The organism is Hyphomicrobium sp. DMF-1 (genome assembly GCF_027886585.1).
Lineage (GTDB): Bacteria > Pseudomonadota > Alphaproteobacteria > Rhizobiales > Hyphomicrobiaceae > Hyphomicrobium_C > Hyphomicrobium_C zavarzinii.
Map to the genome: position 1 here is coordinate 1,935,632 of NZ_CP115706.1, position 19,635 is coordinate 1,955,266.

The following is a 19,635-nucleotide window of genomic DNA, read 5'->3' on the forward strand; positions in this document are numbered from 1 at the left end:
TAGTGAAGGAGCTAAGATAGGTGCCACCCCACGACCATGGCTCCTAAGAAGGACCGCCAGCTAGGTTGCCTTTTAGGGTGCCTGAGGAGCCCCCTACCGGGTTCTATTGTGCTCCTCAGGCTGTTTAAGGTGTGTCGATTGTACCTGGGGCTACGTCTTGTCGGCGACGGGGAACACAGCACCGGTCAACTCAAGGGCGCATTTGGACATGATGTGTGTTGCTAGCTCGCAGCCAGAGATCGGCACAATCAGGCCGTCGTGTAGGCAAAGCGCAGGGACATTCTGAGCCGCCAGTTCAGCAAGGACTCTCATCATAATCTCGCTTTCCCTGAACATCAGTCGGTAGCCGAGGCGGCGGTCCCACGCCCTTCCCAAAATCGGATGGACGCTGAGTATTGCCTCCTTGGTCGATCCCACGGTCGCTCCTGCAGGTAGTCGGGCTTCGTACTTGGTTTCCTCGCCGTCACTGTTCCTTGCGGCGGTTAGGTCGTCTTCCAAGCCAATGGCCAACTCGTCTGGCCATGCTCTTCGCGGGCCTCCGTCGAAGAGGAAGCAGTTCATCGCGAACTTAATCCCGCTTCGATAGCTCTCAAAGCCAGGTATGACGTAGAGATCGCCGGGAGGAGGGACGCTACCTAGCTCGGCATAGGCAAGTCGAGTGAACATCGAGCTGTAGTCGAGAATGGCAATGGGCTCGCCGCATATCCTGATGTTCCGCCTCCGCTCTGATTTCAGGTTCTGCCAGAAGCCGCCGAACATTCTGCCGCCCTGATCGAAGCGTTCCTTCTGATTGGAGAAGATCACGAAGCGCCGCCGCAGTGTCCGGTCGAAAGGGTCAATGCGCGGCTCTAGGCCGTCATCAAGGAAGGCAATTTCCGCGGTATTCAGGAAGGCGTTCAGGCCCTTCAAGTCGTCGCGATGCTTTTTGGTCTCCGACGTGTCGGTATAGTCAATCGGGGCTCGATAAACGACGTGGTCGCGACCCGTCGAACGACGTGTGTGGCGGCTGAGGATAATGACCTCCTCATCCTCTCGCCGGCCGAAGTCAGCAAGGCTGACCCCAGCCTCCTTCACCTTGCCGGTGAACCAGTCAGACACTCCAATCGAGGAGGCTTCACCGCGCACGACGCTCGGGTTCCGTACGTCGAGGAAATCCAGATCCCACAGGAGCGAGAGCGTCGGAGACAATAGCTTGCCCGCAACGGGACTATCGTACCTTGAGCGTCCCTTGCCGCCATGTCCCAAGGGGGCCGCGATGCGCCCTCCAGGCGGAGGTAGCAAGACAGCGTGGGCGAGATTGCAGACGATGGTCTCGATGCGTTGCAAGTGTTGTTGGTGGTCTTGCTCGCGCCTTGCCCGCTTACGTGCACCTATGTGGCGCTCGTGGTGATCGAGGAAACGGATGGTGTTCTCCACCAGCACCTTCAGCGGGCCTGGCTTTGCGATTAGATGTTGGTCGAACCATTGGTAGCGCAGGGGCTCCCGTGGCTTTCGACGGCCTGCAGCGCGGCTCGTGTGGTCGGGGGTGATCGCTTGGATGCTGTTCATTCGTCTCCTTAGGAAAGGCTGGAAAGCGCGTTGTGGAGGTCGCGGCGTTCGGCGACTTGTCGTTCGTGGTCGGCTTGCTCAAGGCGAGCGAGGTGCAGACCTCCCACCCCGAGGGTCTCAGCAAGCCAGCGTCCGAGAACGATCCCCGCCTGAGGAGATAGTTCTCGATAGCAGCGTTTCACCTTCCCGGTTGCGTGGACGTATCGCTCGCCGAAATTAAGGTCGGTAAGTCCCCTTACGCGGCGACCGAGCTGGACCCAGAAAGCGCGGTCCGAACGGAAGAGGTGCGGGGTCATCTCGCGCATCATCACCATTGCCATCGTCATCTCGACGACTGCGCGAGGTTCGGCTGTCTTGCCCACCTTGATGACTTCGTAAGCCGCAAGTCTCTGGGGACGCGGTCCAGGTCGGCCGCGCTCGCAATCGGCCACGATGCCTTCAGCAACGTCCACCAATGCTCGCCAGCGGGCCTCAAGGGTGATCCAAGCGGGGCTGTGAGGGTTCTTGTCGATCCTCGCTCTTACGAGGGTCAGGTAGGGTTTCACGTGTGTCTTGTTGATGGCCTTCTGATCCGTTGCGCCATGGCGTCGGAAATTGGCGCGGTGTGCTGAGCAGTGGGGAGAGAAGCCCGAGGCCGCAGGGGAACTGCAGCCGGGAACTTGGCAAGTTCCGTTCATTGATCCTCGAAAAATTGCAGCCGTAGAGAGAAAGGCAGAGGCGGAAAGGTTTTCGCTCAGTCTTCGTCTTCCCCGCCGTCCTTCGCCATGTGAGCGAGATATGCCTCGACGGGGACCTCGATTGCCGCGACGGCAGTGAGGTTCATGCAGTGGTAGTTGCCGTCCTCTGCCGATACCGTGAGGAAGGAGTTGGGCTTGATTTCGCGCCGGCCTTCAAGAATGAAGACGCTCGTTGCAAGGTCGTCAGACAGGAATTGCCTGACAGACTTGCCGTCGCCGCGAATGACCTCCAGCGAATTGAGCTGCTCCTGGACTTCGTCCAAATCGGTTTCACCCGGTGGGCTCCTCATGTTCAGGTGCGTCAGTAAGCTTGTGCACTCCTCCTGGAGCAGCGGACCGGCGTCTGTCAGGGGGCTGTCCTTGCTCAGCGCCTGATACGCCTCTGGCGATGCGAAGAAAGGCATTGCCTCCTGGTCATCGGTCACTGCCTCGATTTCAAGGACGAAAGCCGGATTGAGGAAGACGAGACGATTGTCGAGCGCCGTGAACTGCACCCAGCCGCTTGGTCTCGCGATCTCAACAGCCGAATGAAATTCATCGATAAGGTCGGCGTACTCGTGATCGTCGATTGGGTACTCGCGCTCGCCAAAGGCGAACGTGACCTTCAGAGTGCCCCAAGGGGTTTCGTGTCGAGCGCGGGCAAACCCCTCCGTGCGCCGCTTAGCTTTGGCATCCACACCGAGGAGTTCGTCAATGCTGCACCCAAACAGCACTGACAGGTCCTTGAGGTGGCTGGCGGGGATCTCGGTCTGTCCGCTTTCCCATCTTTGAACGGTCTGCTGGGTCGTCTGGAGGTGCTCTGCCACCTGCTTTTGCGTGAAACCAAATCGGGTCCGAAGGTCTTTGAGCTTGTTCATGGTCACCTATTTGATGTGTTTTGGTACACACAAACTAGGTGACCCATCTAAACACGTCAAGTGTGTGCTCTACACATTTCTCGGGTTTTCGAGTAGGCGGTAGACGGAAGCCCGCCCGATGCCCAGCCGCCTTGCGATGTCCGTCGCTCCCAAGCCCTCACCAGCCAGCCGGCGCACTTCCTGCGGATCAATGCAGGGCTTTCGCCCCTCGTAGACCCCGCGAGCCTTGGCCTTGGCTATCCCCTCCATCTGCCGCTCACGGCGCAGATTGGTCTCGAACTCTGCGAACACGCCGAGCATGTCCAAGAAGCATTTCCCGGCCGCTGTACCTGTGTCGATGGGCTGGTCCGTTGCCTTCAGCGCGGCGCCCTTAGCTTTGATTATTTTGACGATTTCCTGCAGGTCGCCGACCGACCGAGCCAGACGATCCACCTTGGTGACCATTAGGACATCGCCGGATCGGAGGAACTGCAGCAGGGTTTCTAGCTCTGCTCTGCCCTCGCGGGTCGTACCGCTCATTTTCTCTTCGCGAACGATGGTGCAGCCGGCGCCGGTCAGCTTTTCCACCTGGGTTTCCAGGTCCTGATCCGTCGTGCTGACCCTCGCATAGCCGTAGGTCGCCATGTGGTTGTCTCCAGAGTGTCTTGTATGGGTCTAGACCATAACTGGGTTCCGTCTCATAAGTCAACCCTATACCCTAATAAGACGCTCTGGGTGTCTCGTGGCGATGTCTCGGCGGGGTATACCGAAAAGGGACGTATTCCGTCCGATGGTGTCCGAAGGATGTCGACAGACCGACTTGAGGACGTTTGCTGATGACGGGCAAAGATGACGTTCACAGACAACGATTGGTTTTCTTTCACGCTTCCGAACAGCGGTACGCGGTCGACGACTTCATTCGGTATCCTCGGCGAGAGATGGTGCGAAGTGAGCCGCGACGGATCGTCGATAGACTTTTTGAGCGTGGACGTCGCTTTAGCGAAGTGTGCCGCAACAGTGCGGTCTTTCTAATCGGCTTGCCAGAGGACGTCGCCGTGTCACACGCGCACTTCCGACTTTCGGGAGCCCGTGCCCCTAAGGGCCATGTCTTTAGGGTTCAACCTCAACTGCAACCGACGCGCCACGATCGCAAGTGGGTCGACGAACTCCAGGCAAGACATCGGCCGTCTGTGAGAGGAGCGGTTCAACCAAGTATCGGGGCAAATCCGGAGCACAAAGGCCTTACGGATGCAGAGGTGGTAGAGAGTTACTGGCTGGGTCTGCCAACCCCGACCCCTGAGTGGGAGTTCATGACCGATCAAGTTCGGGTGCTAGAGCATGTAATTGAGCGCGTGTTAACGATCTTCGATCCAGAAGCCTTTCAGCTTGGACCAACGCCTAAACAAGGGTGAGGCCTGGAAATGGAAGGGGGCCAAGGGGGGATTTGTGCTTGTAGCGTAGTTTGAATGCCCGTTCGGACTGCTGGGCCAAAACATCGGCGCTCGGTGGCGAGCGGCACGTTTTTGTCTAGAGTGAAGCAAATCGATTATCCAGTAGGGGAAATAGTGACAGCCGATCTTCGGGACTTCTCGCGGACACTCTTCGCCGCTGCCGATCAGCTCTGGACCAATAGCAACCTGAGGCCGGACCAGTACGCCCAACCGGTGCTGGCGCTCATCGGGCTCAGGCAGATGGAAGCCAAGTTCGAGGCCGTCCATACGCAACTAGCTCCGAAGTATAAGGGGCGGCTCAAGCCGGCTCCGGCCGACTATCAGGCTCAGGGTGCGATCTTCCTGCCAGACCACGCCCGCTTCTCCCGGCTCTTGTCGCTGCCCGGAAATGCCGATCTCGGGGGCGAGTTGAACGCTGCCATGAAAGGCATAGCGGACGCGAACCCCGACCTCGCCGGCGTCCTGCCACAAGGCTATCAGGGCCTGCCCAACGATGTTCTGCAGGAGCTACTGCGCTTGCTGGCGCCCCTCAAGATCGAGGGCGATGCTTACGGCCTCATTTTCGAGTACTTCATGGGCCAGTTCGCCTCAAGCTACATGACGAAAGGTGGCGAGTTTTTTACGCCGGCTTCCATCGTCAAGCTCATAGTCGAAGTGATTGAACCGTACCACGGCACGATCCTCGACCCTGCTTGCGGGTCCGGCGGGATGTTCGTTCATTCGGCCGAGTTCGTGCGTCGGCATCATAAGACACCGTCCAAAGAGATCAGCCTCTATGGCGTCGAGAAGATGTCCGACACGTTGAAGCTCTGCCGCATGAGCCTCGCGGTTCACGGGCTGTCAGGCGACATCCGCGAGGCCAACAGCTACTACGACGACCCGCACAAGCTCATCGGCCGCTTCGACTTCGTCATGGCCAATCCACCCTTCAACCAGTCTGAGGTGGATCGGTCCAAGCTAGTCAGTGCGACGGGCAAAGTAGACGCGCGACTTCCACTCGGGCTGCCGACCGTAAACAACGCGAACTATATCTGGATCAACCTCTTCTATGCCGCCCTGAAAGACACGGGACGTGCCGGCTTCGTAATGGCCAACAGTGCCTCCGATGCCGGCGGAAGCGAGCGCGAGCTGCGGAAAACGCTGATCGAGACGGGAGCCGTGGATTGCATCGTGGCGGTTGGGCCAAACATGTTCATCACAGTGACTTTGCCGGTGACACTCTGGTTTTTCGACAAAGGCAAGGCGAAGGGCCCGCGCAAGGACAAGGTGTTGTTCGTGGATGTGCGGCATCTCTATCGGCAGGTGACGCGGGCCAACCGCACTTTTGACCCAGACCACATCGAGTTCATCGCGAACATTGTGCGATTGTGGCGTGGGGAAGAAATCGAGACAGAGGCGGGTAGTGCGGCGCGGATCAGGCAGGCGTTTCCAAAGAGGCGCTATAGCGATGTGCCGGGCCTCTGCAAGGTCGCGAGCTGGAAGGACATCGAGGATCAGGACTGGAGCCTTAATCCGGGGCGCTACGTCGGCGTGGCCCCTGGTGAGAAAAAGGACGACGGAGAGTTCCGCGAGTGCCTAGAAGCGCTACAGGAGAAACTGGAGGCACTCAGCGTGGAAGCGCGGACGCTCGAAGAGGCGATTGGAAGAAACACTGCCGAGCTATTGGGGTGACGCTAATGGTATCGCGAAGGCATCCCTTATTCGGAACACCGCTGCCTGCTGACTGGCAACTCCTGACGGTCGATGATATCAAGTCTACCGAAAAATGGTCGTGTGTTGCTGGTCCGTTCGGATCGAGCATTAGTTCAAAGTTCTTCACGGAGACTGGCGTACCGGTGATCCGCGGGGCTAACTTGAGAGACGATCTTACGCGGTTCGTTCCTAAAGGTTTCGTCTTTGTAAGTGAGGAGCAGGCCGAAAAGTATCGGCCGCAGCACGTACGTGGTGGGGATCTCGTATTTACGTGCTGGGGTACCCTGGGGCAGGTCGGCTTGATCCCGCGTGACGGGCCTTTCCCTGTTTACATCATCTCGAATAAGCAGCTCAAGCTTCGCCTGAACCTTGTGATCGCTGACCCTCTGTACGCGTTCTATTATTTTGCCAGCCCCCCGATGGTCCAACACATCTTAGGCAAGGCGGTCGGAGCTGCTGTTCCTGGCATCAACCTCGGCATCCTGAAGGGTTTGCCCGTTGTGGTACCTCCACTTCCCATCCAGCGGCGCATAGCCTCCATTCTCGGGGCCTACGACGATCTGATCGAGGTGAACCGGCGCCGGGTTGCCCTGATGGAGGAGATGGCGCGGCGTCTGTTTAACGAAAAGATTGCCCGGGCTGTTGGTGGGCTTCCAGAGCCGAGCGGCGCCTGCGTTCAATCCCGCGAGCTACCTTCCGGCTGGACCGTCAAGCCGCTCGCGGCCGTTGCCCAGATAACGATGGGTCAGGCTCCGCCATCTGCGGAGCTTAATGTCGAAGGAGCAGGCTTGGTTTTTCACCAAGGCGTTTCTGACTTCGGCGAGCTGTTTCCCGGACGACGGGTGTTCAGTGAACACCTCACGGGCAAGCGCATCGCTGACGAAGGCGACATCCTTTTCAGCGTTCGCGCTCCTGTAGGGCGCATCAACTGCGCGTTGGAGCGGACAGTATTGGGCAGAGGGTTGGCCGCTGTTCAGTGTCGCGGAGGTGAGCGTGCCTACCTACTCGCTCACCTTAGAGCAACGTTCCATACCACTGACCTGATCGGAAACGGAGCGATTTACCGCGCTGTCAATCGTTCCGACTTGGAGCGAGTACCGATCGTATGCGCACCGCCAGAGATTAGAGCGGTGATCAACAAACAGTTGGAGGATATATTAGCAGCGGTTCGGACCGCTTACTCAACGAACCGCGCCCTCGCCGCTTCGCGCGATCTACTCCTCCCACGCTTGATCTCTGGCGAGCTTTCCCTCATCTCCGCAGAACGCGAGCTTGAGGCGGTCGTATAATGTCTCCTTCGGCTCCTCAGAAGTCGCTTCCGGCGGTCATAACCAGCGAATACGGGCTGGTGGAAACACCGGGGATCGAGTTGCTGGAGGAGTTGGGGTGGGCTCATGCCGACCTGATGGAGGAACAGCCAGGCGAGGCGACCCCCACTGGTCGTGTTTCGTTCCGCGAGCTGGTGCTTCCCGCTCGCCTTCGCGTCGCGCTTCGCAAGCTCAACCCATCACTGGCGGACGAGGCGCTACAACAGGCCGAGATTGTCCTTACCAAAGACCGCTCGGCGATGCTTCCGGTGGCGGCGAACCGCGAGGTATACAGTCTTTTGCGCGACGGCATCGCCGTGCAGGTGCGCCGACCAGACGGTTCGCTGCAAGACGAGCGCGTTGCAGTAATTGACTGGACGGCGCCCGCGGCGAACGACTTCTTCCTCGGATCGCAGGTCTGGGTTGAGAGCAATCTCTACTCGCGCCGGCCGGACGCTATCGGGTTTGTCAACGGTATCCCTCTCCTTCTCATCGAGTGGAAAGACATCACGAAGCCCGTCCAAGAAGCCTACGACGCAAACCTGAGGGACTATCGCGATACCATCCCGCGTTTGTTCGACTTCAATGCCGTTACCATTCTGTCGAACGGGCTGGACGCCTTGATAGGTGCGAGCCACTCCCCGTTCGACACGTTCGCGCCATGGAAGCGTCTTGAGGAGGACGGCCCTGAGAGTGTGGCGCTGGAGACGATGCTGCGGGCGACCTGCGAGCCATCACGGTTCCTCGACCTTGTTGAGAGCTTCCTGCTGTTCGACGATGCGCGGGGCGGCCTGCGTAAGGTCCTCGGCAAGTACCACCAAGTGCTCGGCGTCAACCGCGCCATCGCGGCCGTGGAGCAGATAGGGGAGAACCGGGGTAAGCTCGGCGTGTTCTGGCACACGCAGGGCAGCGGCAAGAGCTTCTCCATGGTGATGTTTGCCGAGAAGGTGCTGCGCCGACTGGGAGGCAACTGGACCTTCGTCATCATCACCGACCGTCAGGAGCTGGACGTGCAGATTGCCACGACTTTTGCCTCTGTTGGCGCACTCACCAAGCTGGTGAAGGACTGTCAGGCCCAGAGCCGCGCGCATCTTCGCGAGCTGCTAGCGGGTCAGGAACGCTACATCTTCACGCTCATCCACAAGTTCTCGACGGGACGCGGCGAGCCGATGCCTGTCCTGTCGAAGCGCAGCGACATCATCGTCATCACCGACGAGGCCCACCGCAGCCAATACGACCAACTCGCGGCCAACATGCGCCGGGCGCTTCCGAACGCAGCCTTCATCGGTTTCACTGGGACGCCGCTGATCGCCGGACAGGAAGAGCGGACACGCGAGGTCTTCGGCGATTACGTATCCGTCTACAACTTTGCGCAGTCTATCGCGGACGGGGCGACGGTGCCGCTCTACTACGAGGCACGGAAGCCTGAGCTACAGCTTGCTGTTGACGAGCTGAAAGACGAGCTGGATGCGCTGCTGGACGAAGCGGCATTGGACGAGGAGCAGGAGAGCAAGCTCCAGCAGACCTTTGGCAAGCAGTATCATTTGATCACGCGCAACGACCGGCTGGACGAGATCGCGGCAGATCTTGTGCGACACTTCTCGGCGCGGGGCTATCTCGGCAAGGCAATGTTCGTCGCCATCGACAAGGCAACCGCCGTTCGGATGTACGACAAGGTGCAGGCGGCGTGGGGCGCAGAGCTGGCAGCGCGGGAGGAGCAATACGCCACCGCTTCGGAGGAAGCACGGCTTGGCCTCACAGAGCGCCTGATGTGGATGCGTTCAGTGGACATGGCCGTCGTGGTGAGCCAGTCGCAGAACGAGATTGACGACCTCAAGCAGAAGGATCTCGACATCCTGTCGCATCGCGCTCGGATGCAGAAGGAGGACCTTGAGGCCAAATTCAAGGACGATGCTGACCCTCTGCGGCTCGTCTTCGTCTGCGCGATGTGGATTACTGGCTTCGACGTGCCGACATGCAGCACGGTCTACCTCGACAAACCGATGAAGAACCACACACTAATGCAGACGATTGCGCGAGCCAATCGCCGGGCGCCGGGCAAGAGTGCGGGTGTCATCGTGGACTACGTTGGCGTGTTTCAGAACCTGCAGAAGGCACTCTCTGTCTACGCCGCCAAAGGAAGCGACGACAAGCCGATCAAGGATAAGGATGAGCTAGTTAGGGCACTAGAGAAAGCGCTCGGTGAGGCTCAAACTTTCTGCAACGGCGTCGGCGTGAACGTGGAGGCGATCTTTACTGCCCAGAAGCTTGCGCGTCTCTCGCTCATCAGCCAAGGGGTGGAAGCTCTGGTGGCGCCGGATGACCGCCGACGCGGCTTTTTCCGTGTCGCTGGAGTGGCGGCGCGAGCCTACAAGGCGCTACTGCCAGACGAACGAGCTGCGCCTTATCTAAAACCCGTCGCGACGCTTCATGTGCTTGCGGAGGCTATTCGCGGCAAGCTGGGTCCAGTGGACATCTCTGCCGTCTCGGCGAAGATCGAGGCGTTGCTGGACGAGAAGATTGAGGGTGTGGCGATCACGGCGCCGATCATCGAGGGAGACGATGCGGGAGGTCGCGTTGACCTCTCGGCAATTGACTTCGAGAAGCTCGCCAAGCTGTTCGCGACCCGACCGCGGACTGCTGCGGAGAAGTTGCGAACCGACGCCGAGGCCAAAGCTCAAGATATGGCCGCTCGCAACCCCACGCGCGTACATCTAGTCGAGAAGTTGGAGAAGCTCGTTGAAGCCTACAACCTTGGCACCGTGGATGTGGACGCTTTCTTCGCCGCGCTGAAAGCGCTCATCGCAGAAATGGAGGAGGAGGAGCGTCGCGCAGCTCGGGAGAACCTAACAGAGGACGAGCTGGCCATCTTCGACCTCCTTACCCGCCCGGAGCCAAAACTTACTAAGGCGGAGGAGGTAGCAGTTAAGAAGGTGGCGCGAGATCTGCTGGAGAAGCTGCAGGAGCAGCTCGCAGTATTCGACTGGAAGGCGAGGCAGCAGACGCGGGCCGCTGTGGAGACCACTATCCGTTTTACCCTCGACGAACTACCGCAAGACCCGTACCCCGAGCCTCTCTGGAAGGAGAAGGTGAATGCGGTGTGGTCCTTCATCTTCGCGCGGCAATATTCCCGAGCGGGCGGAGACGCGTCGAGAGGTTCTTAGACTTGACGAGGGGGGCAACACGCACATGACCGAATGTACCGTTTGGATCGCTTACAACACAGCTGATGAGTGTTACGCGAGCCATGAAGGCGTTCAAGATGCTGTCGATGGCCTGTTTGAGACCTTTGGCCACGGCGAAGGGATGCGTGTTTCGAACTGAAACTATCGCTGCCCAGCGTGAAGCCACTGACGGCGCAAGCAACCGTGCCTGATCGCAACGGACCGGTGTTCGTCAGCTGGCCTCACCTCAAGCCCATGCGCACAAAACGGTCAATAAGCGAGCGTCAAAGGCTTCTCCTCTTCATGGCAGACGGCTTTCGATGCCGGTACACCGGCGACCTGCTGTTCTTCTCGGGTTACCTCACCGCCCTCTCTGCGCTCTGGCCAGAGACCTTTCCTGCTCATCCCCATGGGAAGTCAGATGAGGCACATGAGGCTTACTGGACCCACTTTGCGAGCGTCGAGCATCTGGACCCGGTCTCGACAGGCGGGACAGAGACGGAAGATAACTGATCACGACAAGCATGGCGAGAAATCAGGTGCGTAGCCGGTACAGCCTCGAAGCCCTTGGATGGCAAGTTCAGCCGCGCGATCCACTCCCCGAGTGGGATGGCGGGGTCCAGGGATTTCTTGCGCTTTTAGAGGCATACCCTTCATTGCTTGACGGCCGACACGGGCACTATCTCCGGCGCTGGGGTAATCTCGTAAGGAGTTCCTCTGGGCACGGTGCCTGACCGCCTGGTCTCAATTCGCGCGGTCGATCAATGGGCTCGACGAACCTTGTGGGTGGTATCACCAGGTGGTATCAATCGAACCGAAGCGGCGCTGTAAGTGATTGAATTTGCACGTTATCGCGACGGAACTCGGCCTTCCCGTAGGGACCGCCATGAATTTCTCCATTTAATTCAGTCTATTGAAGTGCTCCGCGCAGGAGGCGGCCGAAGTTGCGCGCCCACATCGCGCACACGTCGTGGATTCAATCCACGCCTCCGCGTGGGAGGCGACCACGCTCCGCTCTCTGCGCCGCCTGCTGTTCCTGGTTTCAATCCACGCCTCCGCGTGGGAGGCGACGACAAGCTCAAACCCAGGGGGCAACGGTGGCGGAGTTTCAATCCACGCCTCCGCGTGGGAGGCGACGTTCCTCCGCGAAGCTGCGCCGCGCGATCCTCATTGTTTCAATCCACGCCTCCGCGTGGGAGGCGACACGAACAGGATCGGATACGCGTTCGAGGACGACGTTTCAATCCACGCCTCCGCGTGGGAGGCGACTCGCCGTCGATCTTGTAGGGGACGGCTTTGCTCAGTTTCAATCCACGCCTCCGCGTGGGAGGCGACCTGATGGACACGGACGGCGCCGAGGAGAGCACCGTGTTTCAATCCACGCCTCCGCGTGGGAGGCGACGGCTGTATGCGACAGCATCGCAAGCGGCGGAACGTTTCAATCCACGCCTCCGCGTGGGAGGCGACATCGTGGAACGCGCCGGATCGGCTGCAACGCCTAGTTTCAATCCACGCCTCCGCGTGGGAGGCGACGAGGCCCGCCTTAATGGCAGACGACACTCTTATTGTTTCAATCCACGCCTCCGCGTGGGAGGCGACGACCGTGACCGGCACCACGCGAGTAGGCGTCACCGGGTTTCAATCCACGCCTCCGCGTGGGAGGCGACTGGGGGTGCGTAACCTATTTGGCGGGCGCGTGAAACAGCGAGTATCGCGCGAACCCGACCAGGGTCGTCACGCCGCTTGAGCCCTTTGAGGGTAGGTGGCGAATTTCTCTTGTTTGTCCAGTGCCTTGGGCGGGCGCGAACCTCCCAGGAGACGCGGGCCTGCTTCACGTTCGCGAGCGCGTGCATGGCTTGAACGACGCCGTCATTCCTCTTGGATGGGGCCGCACCAGCCGGGGAGATAGTTGGTGTCGTGCGTCTTGGATGCGTCCAGCGCCAGTGCGAGCGCGTGCTCGAAGTTCTTCTCCACGGTGGACCGCTTGATGTGGCGGCGCAGATAGTCAGCCCAAAGGAACTCGCTGAACGGCGTCGAATCCTTGGAGAAGCCGCCAGCGCGCCGCAGGGCGCCGGCAAGCGAGCGGAATGGGTCGTCCGTCAAGTGGACTACGGATTTCGGGATCTCCGAATAGCCGCACCGCGAGCCGGTATCGTCGAACGGGTGCATCCAGCTCCGGTTGTCGAGAACGACCCAGAACGCATCCTTTTCTAGATGGCTGAGATCGCTCACGACGGTGGTGAGCACCAGCTCCACCCCCTCCTCGTGGAGCGCGCGCGCGAGATGATGGTGATCGATGAGGTAGGGCCGCGCTTTCGGGCCCATCACCACCGGGATCATGTGCCGGGCCAGGAAATCGCGACCCTCGTGGGCGCTCTTCTCGCGCCATTGCTGACGTTTCTCTGCCACCTCGCGCATGCCGATGGTGATCTGCGTGGGCCTCAAGTCGCGGATCGCGGTGGGCTTCAGCAGGGGCTCGCGAATGGGTGTCATGGGCTGGTCCTGTTACGCTGACATCATGCTCGGTCGCGGGCTTGCGATCTTTGCTCCGGCGCAAGCGCCTGCACGGCATCCTCGACGCGGTGAAAGAGGCGATCCGGCCCGAGGGCGTCGAGTGTTCCGAAGCGGTCGAGGGCGTCCTGGGCCCGGATCGATTCCAGGCGGGCGATGGCGAAGGCGATGCCGGTGCGGCGGCAGTGGCGGATTACCTCGCTCAGCGCTTCGGCCGCGGTGTAATCGATGTCGGCAATGCTGCTCGCCTCCAGGACGACTACGGCGGGGCGCGTGTCGTAGCCGTCGATCCGTTCGATCATGGCGCGCTTGAAGGTCTCGGCGTTGGCAAAGAGCAAGGGGGCCTGGAAGGCGATGACGGCCACGCCGCCCACGCATTCGCCGCGATCTGTCTTGCTGGGTGGCCACCATACCGTGGTGCCGGGAAGCCTTCTCATCTCGACCGGCCGGGTCTGCGTCGTCATCCAGACGCCGTGAAGGAGGGAAAGCCCGATGCCGAATGTCACGCCGATCTGGATGGGAAGCACGACGATCGCGGCTGTCGTGGCGAGCCCGAGCAAGCCTTCGATTGGTGCCTCGCGGGCTATCCTGGCAATGGTGTCCGTGTGGATCAGCCGCTGGGCCACGAACATCAGGATCCCGGCAAGGGCGGCTTGAGGGATGTGGGCGAGCAGCGTGCCGCCGAACACGACGAGCAGGAGCACCGCGCCTGCGGCAAGGAGCGCGCTCATCTGCGAGCTGCCGCCCGCCGCGGCGACGACTGCGGTGCGCGGCGGGCTGGCATCCACCGGCAAGGCGCCGAGGACGCCGGCGGCCAGATTTCCGGCTCCCACGCCGATGTAATCCTGATCGATTGCCGGGGAGCGTCCGTCCGGGTCCGGGAAGGACTGGCTGACGGCCGCCGTCTGGATCATGACCACGAGCGAGACGATCAGCGCCAGGGGCAGGAGCTGCCACATGTCATCGAGCGAGGGGAGCGCGAAATGTGGCAGGCCGCCCGGCAGCGGGCCGAGCACGGCGACGCCACGGCTTTCGAGATCGAAGACCTGCACGATGATGGTTGCGAGCATCACACCGATCAAGGCGCCGGGGATCCGTCCGTTGATGCGCTCGGATGCGATCATGATGGCAAGAACGCCAAGCCCGATGGCAGCCGAGAACGGATTGAGCGAGGGCAGGTTGCGGGCGATGGCCTCGATGCGCCGGTAGAAATCGCTTCCGTCGCCGTCGATGCCAAGCAGCGCCGGGAGCTGCGACACCGCGATGTGGACGGCGATGCCGACCAGAAATCCGGTGACGACCGGTATCGAGAGAAGATTGGCGATCCAGCCGAGCCGCAGGAGGCCTGCCACGATCAGCATGGCGCCCACCAGGAAGGCCAAGGCCACGGCGGCGGCACCGAGCGATCCCGATCCGCTCGCCGCCATGGCAGCGAGCGCGCCCGCGAAAATCGGCGTGATGGTGGAGTCCGCGCCCGCCGTCAGCAGGCGGCTTGCGCCCAGGGCCGCAAATCCCAGGGTGGCGCCGATGAAGGCATAGAAGCCGATCTGCGGTTCGAGACCCGCCAGGCGGGCGGTGGCCATCTGCTCCGGGATGGTGATGGCGGCCAGCGTCACGCCCGCGGCAAGGTCGCGCCAGGCGTTGGCCGTCGTCCATCCTCGCAACGAGCCGAAGAGCGCAGGAACTCGGAACTGCATCGCTCCGCATCCACCTGGTTGGGGCAGTACGCCGCCAGAACCTACAATGAGACGCAGCGAAGAGGAATGGTGTCGATCAGCCGGGTTGCCCCGCGCCGTCAGGCGGGGGCATCGGGCGTCGAGGAGCCCAGCATTCGCTCGAGGGCGGCGAAGGAGCCATCAAGGTCCGCGAGCGCAAGAAGAATGCCGCGGGCGGTCTGGTAGTCGCCATGGCGGGGGCTCGCAGCCGTGGACCTCGCGGCCAGCATGCGCAGGAGCGCGGTCAGGTCCGAGACGAGCGTCTTGACGAGGCGTTGCGCCGCCGCGCCGTTCGCGGGCCAATGGAGCGGCGCGGTCAATGCGCGGGCCGTGGTGATGGGAATGCTGTCGCCGAGAATGACGCCGGGGCTCAGCAGCTCGGCGAACCCGGCGTAGGCCTGCAGAAGCTCTTCGATTGCCGAGGGGACGGTTCTGGTTCCGGCGGTGAGCTGCTCCACGATGAGGCCGGAGCGGCTTTCCCAGTCTGTCAGCAAGGTCGCGATTTCAGGGCGCAGGCGCGCGCTCGAGAGATGGTGGAAGGTGAGGCGGCCGAGCCTGCGGACGATCTTCTCCGCTTTGTGGGTTCGCCGGTCGGCGATCTCGCCTGCAAGCGATGCGACGGCGTTGCGAAGGGTTGCCGCGCCGGTGTCCGTTGCGCCCGCGTGTCCGGCTGCGCCGTCGTCGCGTCCGCCTTCTGCCGCGACCAGCACGATATCGCGGAAGAGGCCGGTGGTCATGGCGCGCAGGCGTTCGGTTACGCTCGTCACTTCCTCCGCGAGGTGGAGGCTGTCCTTATGCGTTGCGACCAGGAGCGCGTTGCGGCAGCAGCGCGGAGGGAGCGAGGCCCAGAGCGCGCGCTCGCTTTCGGTCCAGGCGCGTGTCGCGACGGTGCACCAGATGACGATGTCGGCATCCTCGATGAACGCGGCCGGACTGGCGGCGGAGGGGGTATCGAGGATCTGGAGCCTGCGCAGGTGCTCCAGAGGCAACGCCACCTGAATAGCGCGGAAGGCGATGTCGGTCAGCGGGTCGTTCTCGTCGCCATCGACGCGGATGCGGGTGCCTGCTTCCGTGACGCCGAACATGGACGCGGTTTCGGCGTAAGTCATGAGCACGGGCACCTGCGTGTTCGCCACGACGCTGGTGGGCAGCAGGCCCGCGCCGATCAAAAGGTCGGCGACGGAGGTCTTGCCGGAATTGTACTCGCCGAGAATGACCACGCGCACCGGCCGGCGAAGCGCCTCCTCGATGCGCGAGAGACCGGCGATGCAATAGGTCAGCGCCGTATCGGTGAGGCGGGTCTCGATCAGGCGTTCGCGGGCGTCGCGGATCTCCGCGAGGAACTGCTCGGATGCTCTACTCATGGGCGCGGAGCCTCTTCATGCAGGACTTTGTCCATGTACTGGATGAGGTGCTCGAGATGGCGGGTGAGGGTTTGATTGTCCTTCACGCGCTGGTCCTGAGCGCGAAGCCGCTCGGCTGTTTCGGTTGCGCGCTGGGCGCTCTCGGGCGAGACCGCGGCGCGCCGGGTCTCCTCGTACTCGGCCCGTAGAAATTCCAGGCGGCGGCGGAGGGCGTGCTGGATGTTGCGGCATGCGCCGAACGACCATGTGATGGTGGTGGCGCTGAACTCGTGAAAGGCGTTTTCCGCAAGTTGCACCAATTCGTCGGCGACAGGCGAGAACTCGGCGCGGATGAGGGCCTCGATCCTGGCGCCGGACGCCTCCGGCGACGGCTGCCGGCTCCAGAACAGGCGCCAGCGGGACGTGTCGAGATCAAGGGCGACAAGGCGGCTCAAGGGCGCGATGGTGGGCTCCGCGATGGAGAGCGTGGGCCCATGGGGATCGGAGAGGGCGGAGTCCGGCATCAGGGACGCTGTGAGTTTGTGCAACTCGGGTGCAACGCGGGCGTGGAACGACGTGAGGCGCTCGGCGGCGTTGCGGAACCCTTCATGGAAGGCGCCTGCCAGTGCGCGCCTCAGCTCCACGCCTTCATGCGTCCAGACCTGTGGTGCGCGCCCGCGCGAGAGGGTGTCTATGAGGACGTCGCGCTCGCGGGCGGCGTGGAGATCGATCGTCGCCATGAGGTGACGGCGCAATGCCTCCCGCTCCTCGTGAATGATGCGGGCAAGCTGCGTCTCGATGCCTGTCGCAGAGGCGTCGATGTTGGCGGTGACGCGGGCAAGCTGCTCGCTTTCGGCTGAAATGCGGGCAAATCGCTCTTCGGCGTCCTGCGGGAGATCGCTGGATCTCTTGGCTGCGTCGGACAGGGCCTCGAGCTCGCTTCTCGCGCTTCCTTCGCACACGCGGGCCATTTCCGCGAAGGCGTGGGTGATCTGGCGCAGCGCGAATGCGGGGCGGGCAGCGCCCATCGCCATGTCGATCGCTTTGTAAACCGACGGGAGGCCGGACATCGCCCAAAGAGAGTGGCGGATGCGTTCGCGGCAATCGGGGTTCGAGAGGGCGGCTGGTGTCAGCTCGCTCGGGTGGAGGAGACCGGCGCGCAAAAGGTGGCTCGCCGAGCGTCGCGCCAGGATGCGGGCGACGGCCTCGGCCTCGAATGCGATGGCCTGATTGCCCCACCAGGCGCTGCCATGGACGACGGGGATGCCGGTTCCGGGAAACTCGGCGTCCAGCCTCTGGCGCACGTAGGCGATGACCTTCGGCAGCTCCGTCTCGACGTCGGCGAGATCGTCGATGCGGTTGATGAGGACGACGATGCGGTCGTTGTTGAGGCCGCGCATGATGCGAAGCAGGCTGACGTCCGTATCGGAAAGCGGCTGGCGGGCAGTGAGCACCACGAGGTGCACATCGGCCGAGCCCAGGCTGCGCCGCGTTATCTCGTCGCGAATGAGGAACGGATCGTTGGTGCCCGGCGTGTCGATGACGGTGACCGGGAACGCGAAGGGCCCGTGATCGCAATAGAGGTCGGCGCTCTTGGTGAGATCGGAGTACTTGCCGATAGCGGCAGCTCCCGCATGGCCGGCGAAATCTCCGGAGCAGAGATATTGCAGCAGGATGCTGGCATCGAAGCTCTCGAAGGCGTGTGCCTGGCCGAGCAGAAGCTCGAACTCGACGCCGAGGCGTTGCTGGGCGCGCTCTCTCAGTTGATCCGCCTGGCGCTGGAGAAGCTGGGGCTCGAAGCCGGGTACGAGGCGTTCCGTCAACTCCCGCACGCGTCCGCCGCTTTCGGCGAGGCTGCTCCATTCATTCTGCTGGAGGAATGTGAAGATCGCCGCGTGTGCGCCCGGCGGCGTTTGGCGGAAGTGCAAATTCGTGACGGCCGTCGTCCAGGGCGTGACGCTGGTCGGCAGGAAGCCAGGGTCCTGCACGAAGGCGTTGATGAAGGAACTCTTGCCTGACTTGATCTGGCCGACGATTGCGACGCGGCAGGTGAGCTGCTTCAGCTTGCGCAGCGCATCGGTGACAAGCGGACGCTCGGCGGGCTCGACGAGATTGGACAGCACATCGCCGCAGCCGAGAAGCTGCGCGCGCAGGCCTTCCAGCCTGCTGCCGATGAGTCCCGAGCGGGTCTCCTCACCCGACATGCTCGCGTTCAAGCGCCCTACGCCTCCAAAAACTCCAACGCTCAAGCGATCATGCCGGAAGGTCGAGAGTATGACCCTTTGGGACGCCGCGTCAGCTTGTTGCGGACGCGGGATAGGGCTATTTGCCGCTCGCGCTCGGCAAATAGCTGGCCGCTTCCTGTGTTCCGAGGGCGAGTGCGCGCTCGTACCAGGCTTTTGCGAGTGCCGGATTTGTCCGGCTATCGGCGAAACTTACCGGTGTTTTTTGAGAGGGATCGTAGCTGAAGCCGAGTTTGAGTGCAGCCGGACCGGAACCAAGCTCGGCCGCTCGCTGCAGCAATGCGCGGGCCGCTTCGATCTCGCCGCTTGCGAGCAACGCATCCGCGCGGCGAACAAGTCCGCTCGCCGTATCTATCTGTTGCGGATCGATGCTGCGTGCGCCTGCGGCGGGCTGGTTCAGCTCGAACGTTCCGGGACTCGTCTTCAGATTTCCCATGCCGCCCAATCTTCCTTGCCACGACATGAGGAGGAAGACGGTGAGGGCGGAGACAGCTGCCGCCATGACGGCGGCGACGTAGACGTTCGTGCCGGATTTCTTCGCTGAGGCGGCAGCGGGACTTCGGCCTTCCTCCGAGCCGGGGGCAGGCGCGCCGCGCAATGCGCCGATGTAGCCGCGCTGCTCGGTCTCCTGCGGGGTCTTGCCCAGGCTCTTGTCGCCGTCGAGCCCGTCGAGGCGGCGAAGCAGTTTCTTGAGCTCGTCCAGCTTGGGTTCATCGTGGCGTGCCATCAGCGTCTATCCTACCCATGCGCCCACTCGCTATTGCGTCGTAGATCCCCGCAGAGGTTTGGCCGCGCCGCACGCAGCAGCCGTCTTATTATGTCGTAGTTCAGCGCTTCGATCGCGACAAGAGCGTTGCGTGACAGACATTTGAGCAGATCGCTCATTCGGCTGGCAGCGATGCGCCGGGCGATGTGCAAGCGAGCTTGCGTTCGCGCGCGTAAGCGCTGTTCGCGCAGAGGGAAGATGCGCGCGCCTCGTTCGGCACATGGATTGCTGTGTGAGATTTCACGTCATGCCGAAGGTGGCGAGATGCCATCCGGCGCGACGTGGCTCAGATGTGCGCGAGGGGGATTGCGAGATGCGCGTT

Annotated in this window: 12 protein-coding genes and 1 CRISPR repeat array; of the genes, 3 read left to right on the top strand and 9 right to left on the bottom strand. The window is 62.0% G+C overall.

What is annotated here, in order from left to right; genetic code table 11:
- Positions 1 to 150 precede the first annotated feature (150 nt).
- The 4 genes from PE058_RS08740 to PE058_RS08755 all read right to left on the bottom strand — a co-directional run bounded on the left by PE058_RS08740 (position 151) and on the right by PE058_RS08755 (position 3,766).
- Positions 151 to 1,548 (bottom strand): hypothetical protein, encoded by a 1,398-nt coding sequence (locus PE058_RS08740; protein ID WP_271030359.1) that lies wholly within the window; start codon positions 1,546 to 1,548, stop codon positions 151 to 153.
- 8 nt (positions 1,549 to 1,556) lie between these two features.
- Positions 1,557 to 2,093 carry a hypothetical protein gene (locus tag PE058_RS08745; RefSeq protein WP_271030360.1) on the bottom strand — a complete coding sequence of 179 codons (537 nt, stop codon included), beginning with the start codon at positions 2,091 to 2,093 and terminating at the stop codon, positions 1,557 to 1,559.
- 188 nt (positions 2,094 to 2,281) lie between these two features.
- Positions 2,282 to 3,142 (bottom strand): helix-turn-helix domain-containing protein, encoded by an 861-nt coding sequence (locus PE058_RS08750; protein WP_271030361.1) that lies wholly within the window; start codon positions 3,140 to 3,142, stop codon positions 2,282 to 2,284.
- Between the two features lie 69 nt (positions 3,143 to 3,211).
- Positions 3,212 to 3,766 carry a recombinase family protein gene (locus PE058_RS08755; RefSeq protein WP_271030362.1) on the bottom strand — a complete coding sequence of 185 codons (555 nt, stop codon included), beginning with the start codon at positions 3,764 to 3,766 and terminating at the stop codon, positions 3,212 to 3,214.
- An 887-nt stretch (positions 3,767 to 4,653) separates the two neighbouring features.
- Here PE058_RS08755 and PE058_RS08760 point away from each other — a divergent pair.
- Genes PE058_RS08760 through PE058_RS08770 form a run of 3 tightly spaced genes read left to right on the top strand, consistent with a single transcriptional unit; the run spans position 4,654 to position 10,735 of the window.
- Entirely contained in the window at positions 4,654 to 6,243 is a 1,590-nt protein-coding gene (locus PE058_RS08760) for a type I restriction-modification system subunit M (RefSeq protein WP_271030363.1), read from the top strand.
- A gap of 5 nt (positions 6,244 to 6,248) precedes the next feature.
- A complete protein-coding gene (locus PE058_RS08765) occupies positions 6,249 to 7,553 on the top strand; it encodes a restriction endonuclease subunit S (protein WP_271030364.1) in 1,305 nt (434 codons plus the stop codon).
- Positions 7,553 to 10,735 (top strand): type I restriction endonuclease subunit R, encoded by a 3,183-nt coding sequence (locus PE058_RS08770; RefSeq protein ID WP_271030365.1) that lies wholly within the window; start codon positions 7,553 to 7,555, stop codon positions 10,733 to 10,735. The genes PE058_RS08765 and PE058_RS08770 overlap by 1 nt, the downstream gene beginning before the upstream one ends.
- 973 nt (positions 10,736 to 11,708) lie before the next feature.
- Positions 11,709 to 12,402: direct repeats of the CRISPR family, unit length 32 nt; unit sequence GTTTCAATCCACGCCTCCGCGTGGGAGGCGAC.
- 202 nt (positions 12,403 to 12,604) lie between these two features.
- On the opposite strand, the gene PE058_RS08775 is transcribed toward PE058_RS08770, so the two are convergent.
- From PE058_RS08775 to PE058_RS08795, 5 genes are all read right to left on the bottom strand, one after another.
- Positions 12,605 to 13,228 carry a ParB-like protein gene (locus PE058_RS08775; RefSeq protein WP_020086804.1) on the bottom strand — a complete coding sequence of 208 codons (624 nt, stop codon included), beginning with the start codon at positions 13,226 to 13,228 and terminating at the stop codon, positions 12,605 to 12,607.
- A gap of 23 nt (positions 13,229 to 13,251) precedes the next feature.
- Positions 13,252 to 14,943, bottom strand: coding sequence for a SulP family inorganic anion transporter (locus PE058_RS08780; protein ID WP_271030366.1), 1,692 nt, complete (start codon positions 14,941 to 14,943; stop codon positions 13,252 to 13,254).
- A 98-nt stretch (positions 14,944 to 15,041) separates the two neighbouring features.
- Complete coding sequence (locus PE058_RS08785) at positions 15,042 to 16,325, bottom strand: hypothetical protein (protein WP_271030367.1); 1,284 nt, start codon at positions 16,323 to 16,325, stop codon at positions 15,042 to 15,044.
- Positions 16,322 to 18,520, bottom strand: coding sequence for a dynamin family protein (locus PE058_RS08790; protein ID WP_271030368.1), 2,199 nt, complete (start codon positions 18,518 to 18,520; stop codon positions 16,322 to 16,324). The genes PE058_RS08785 and PE058_RS08790 overlap by 4 nt, the downstream gene beginning before the upstream one ends.
- Positions 18,521 to 18,626: 106 nt before the next feature.
- The gene (locus tag PE058_RS08795; RefSeq protein WP_271030369.1) at positions 18,627 to 19,274 is read right to left on the bottom strand and encodes a hypothetical protein; all 648 of its coding nucleotides are present in this window, start codon (positions 19,272 to 19,274) and stop codon (positions 18,627 to 18,629) included.
- Positions 19,275 to 19,635 lie beyond the last annotated feature (361 nt).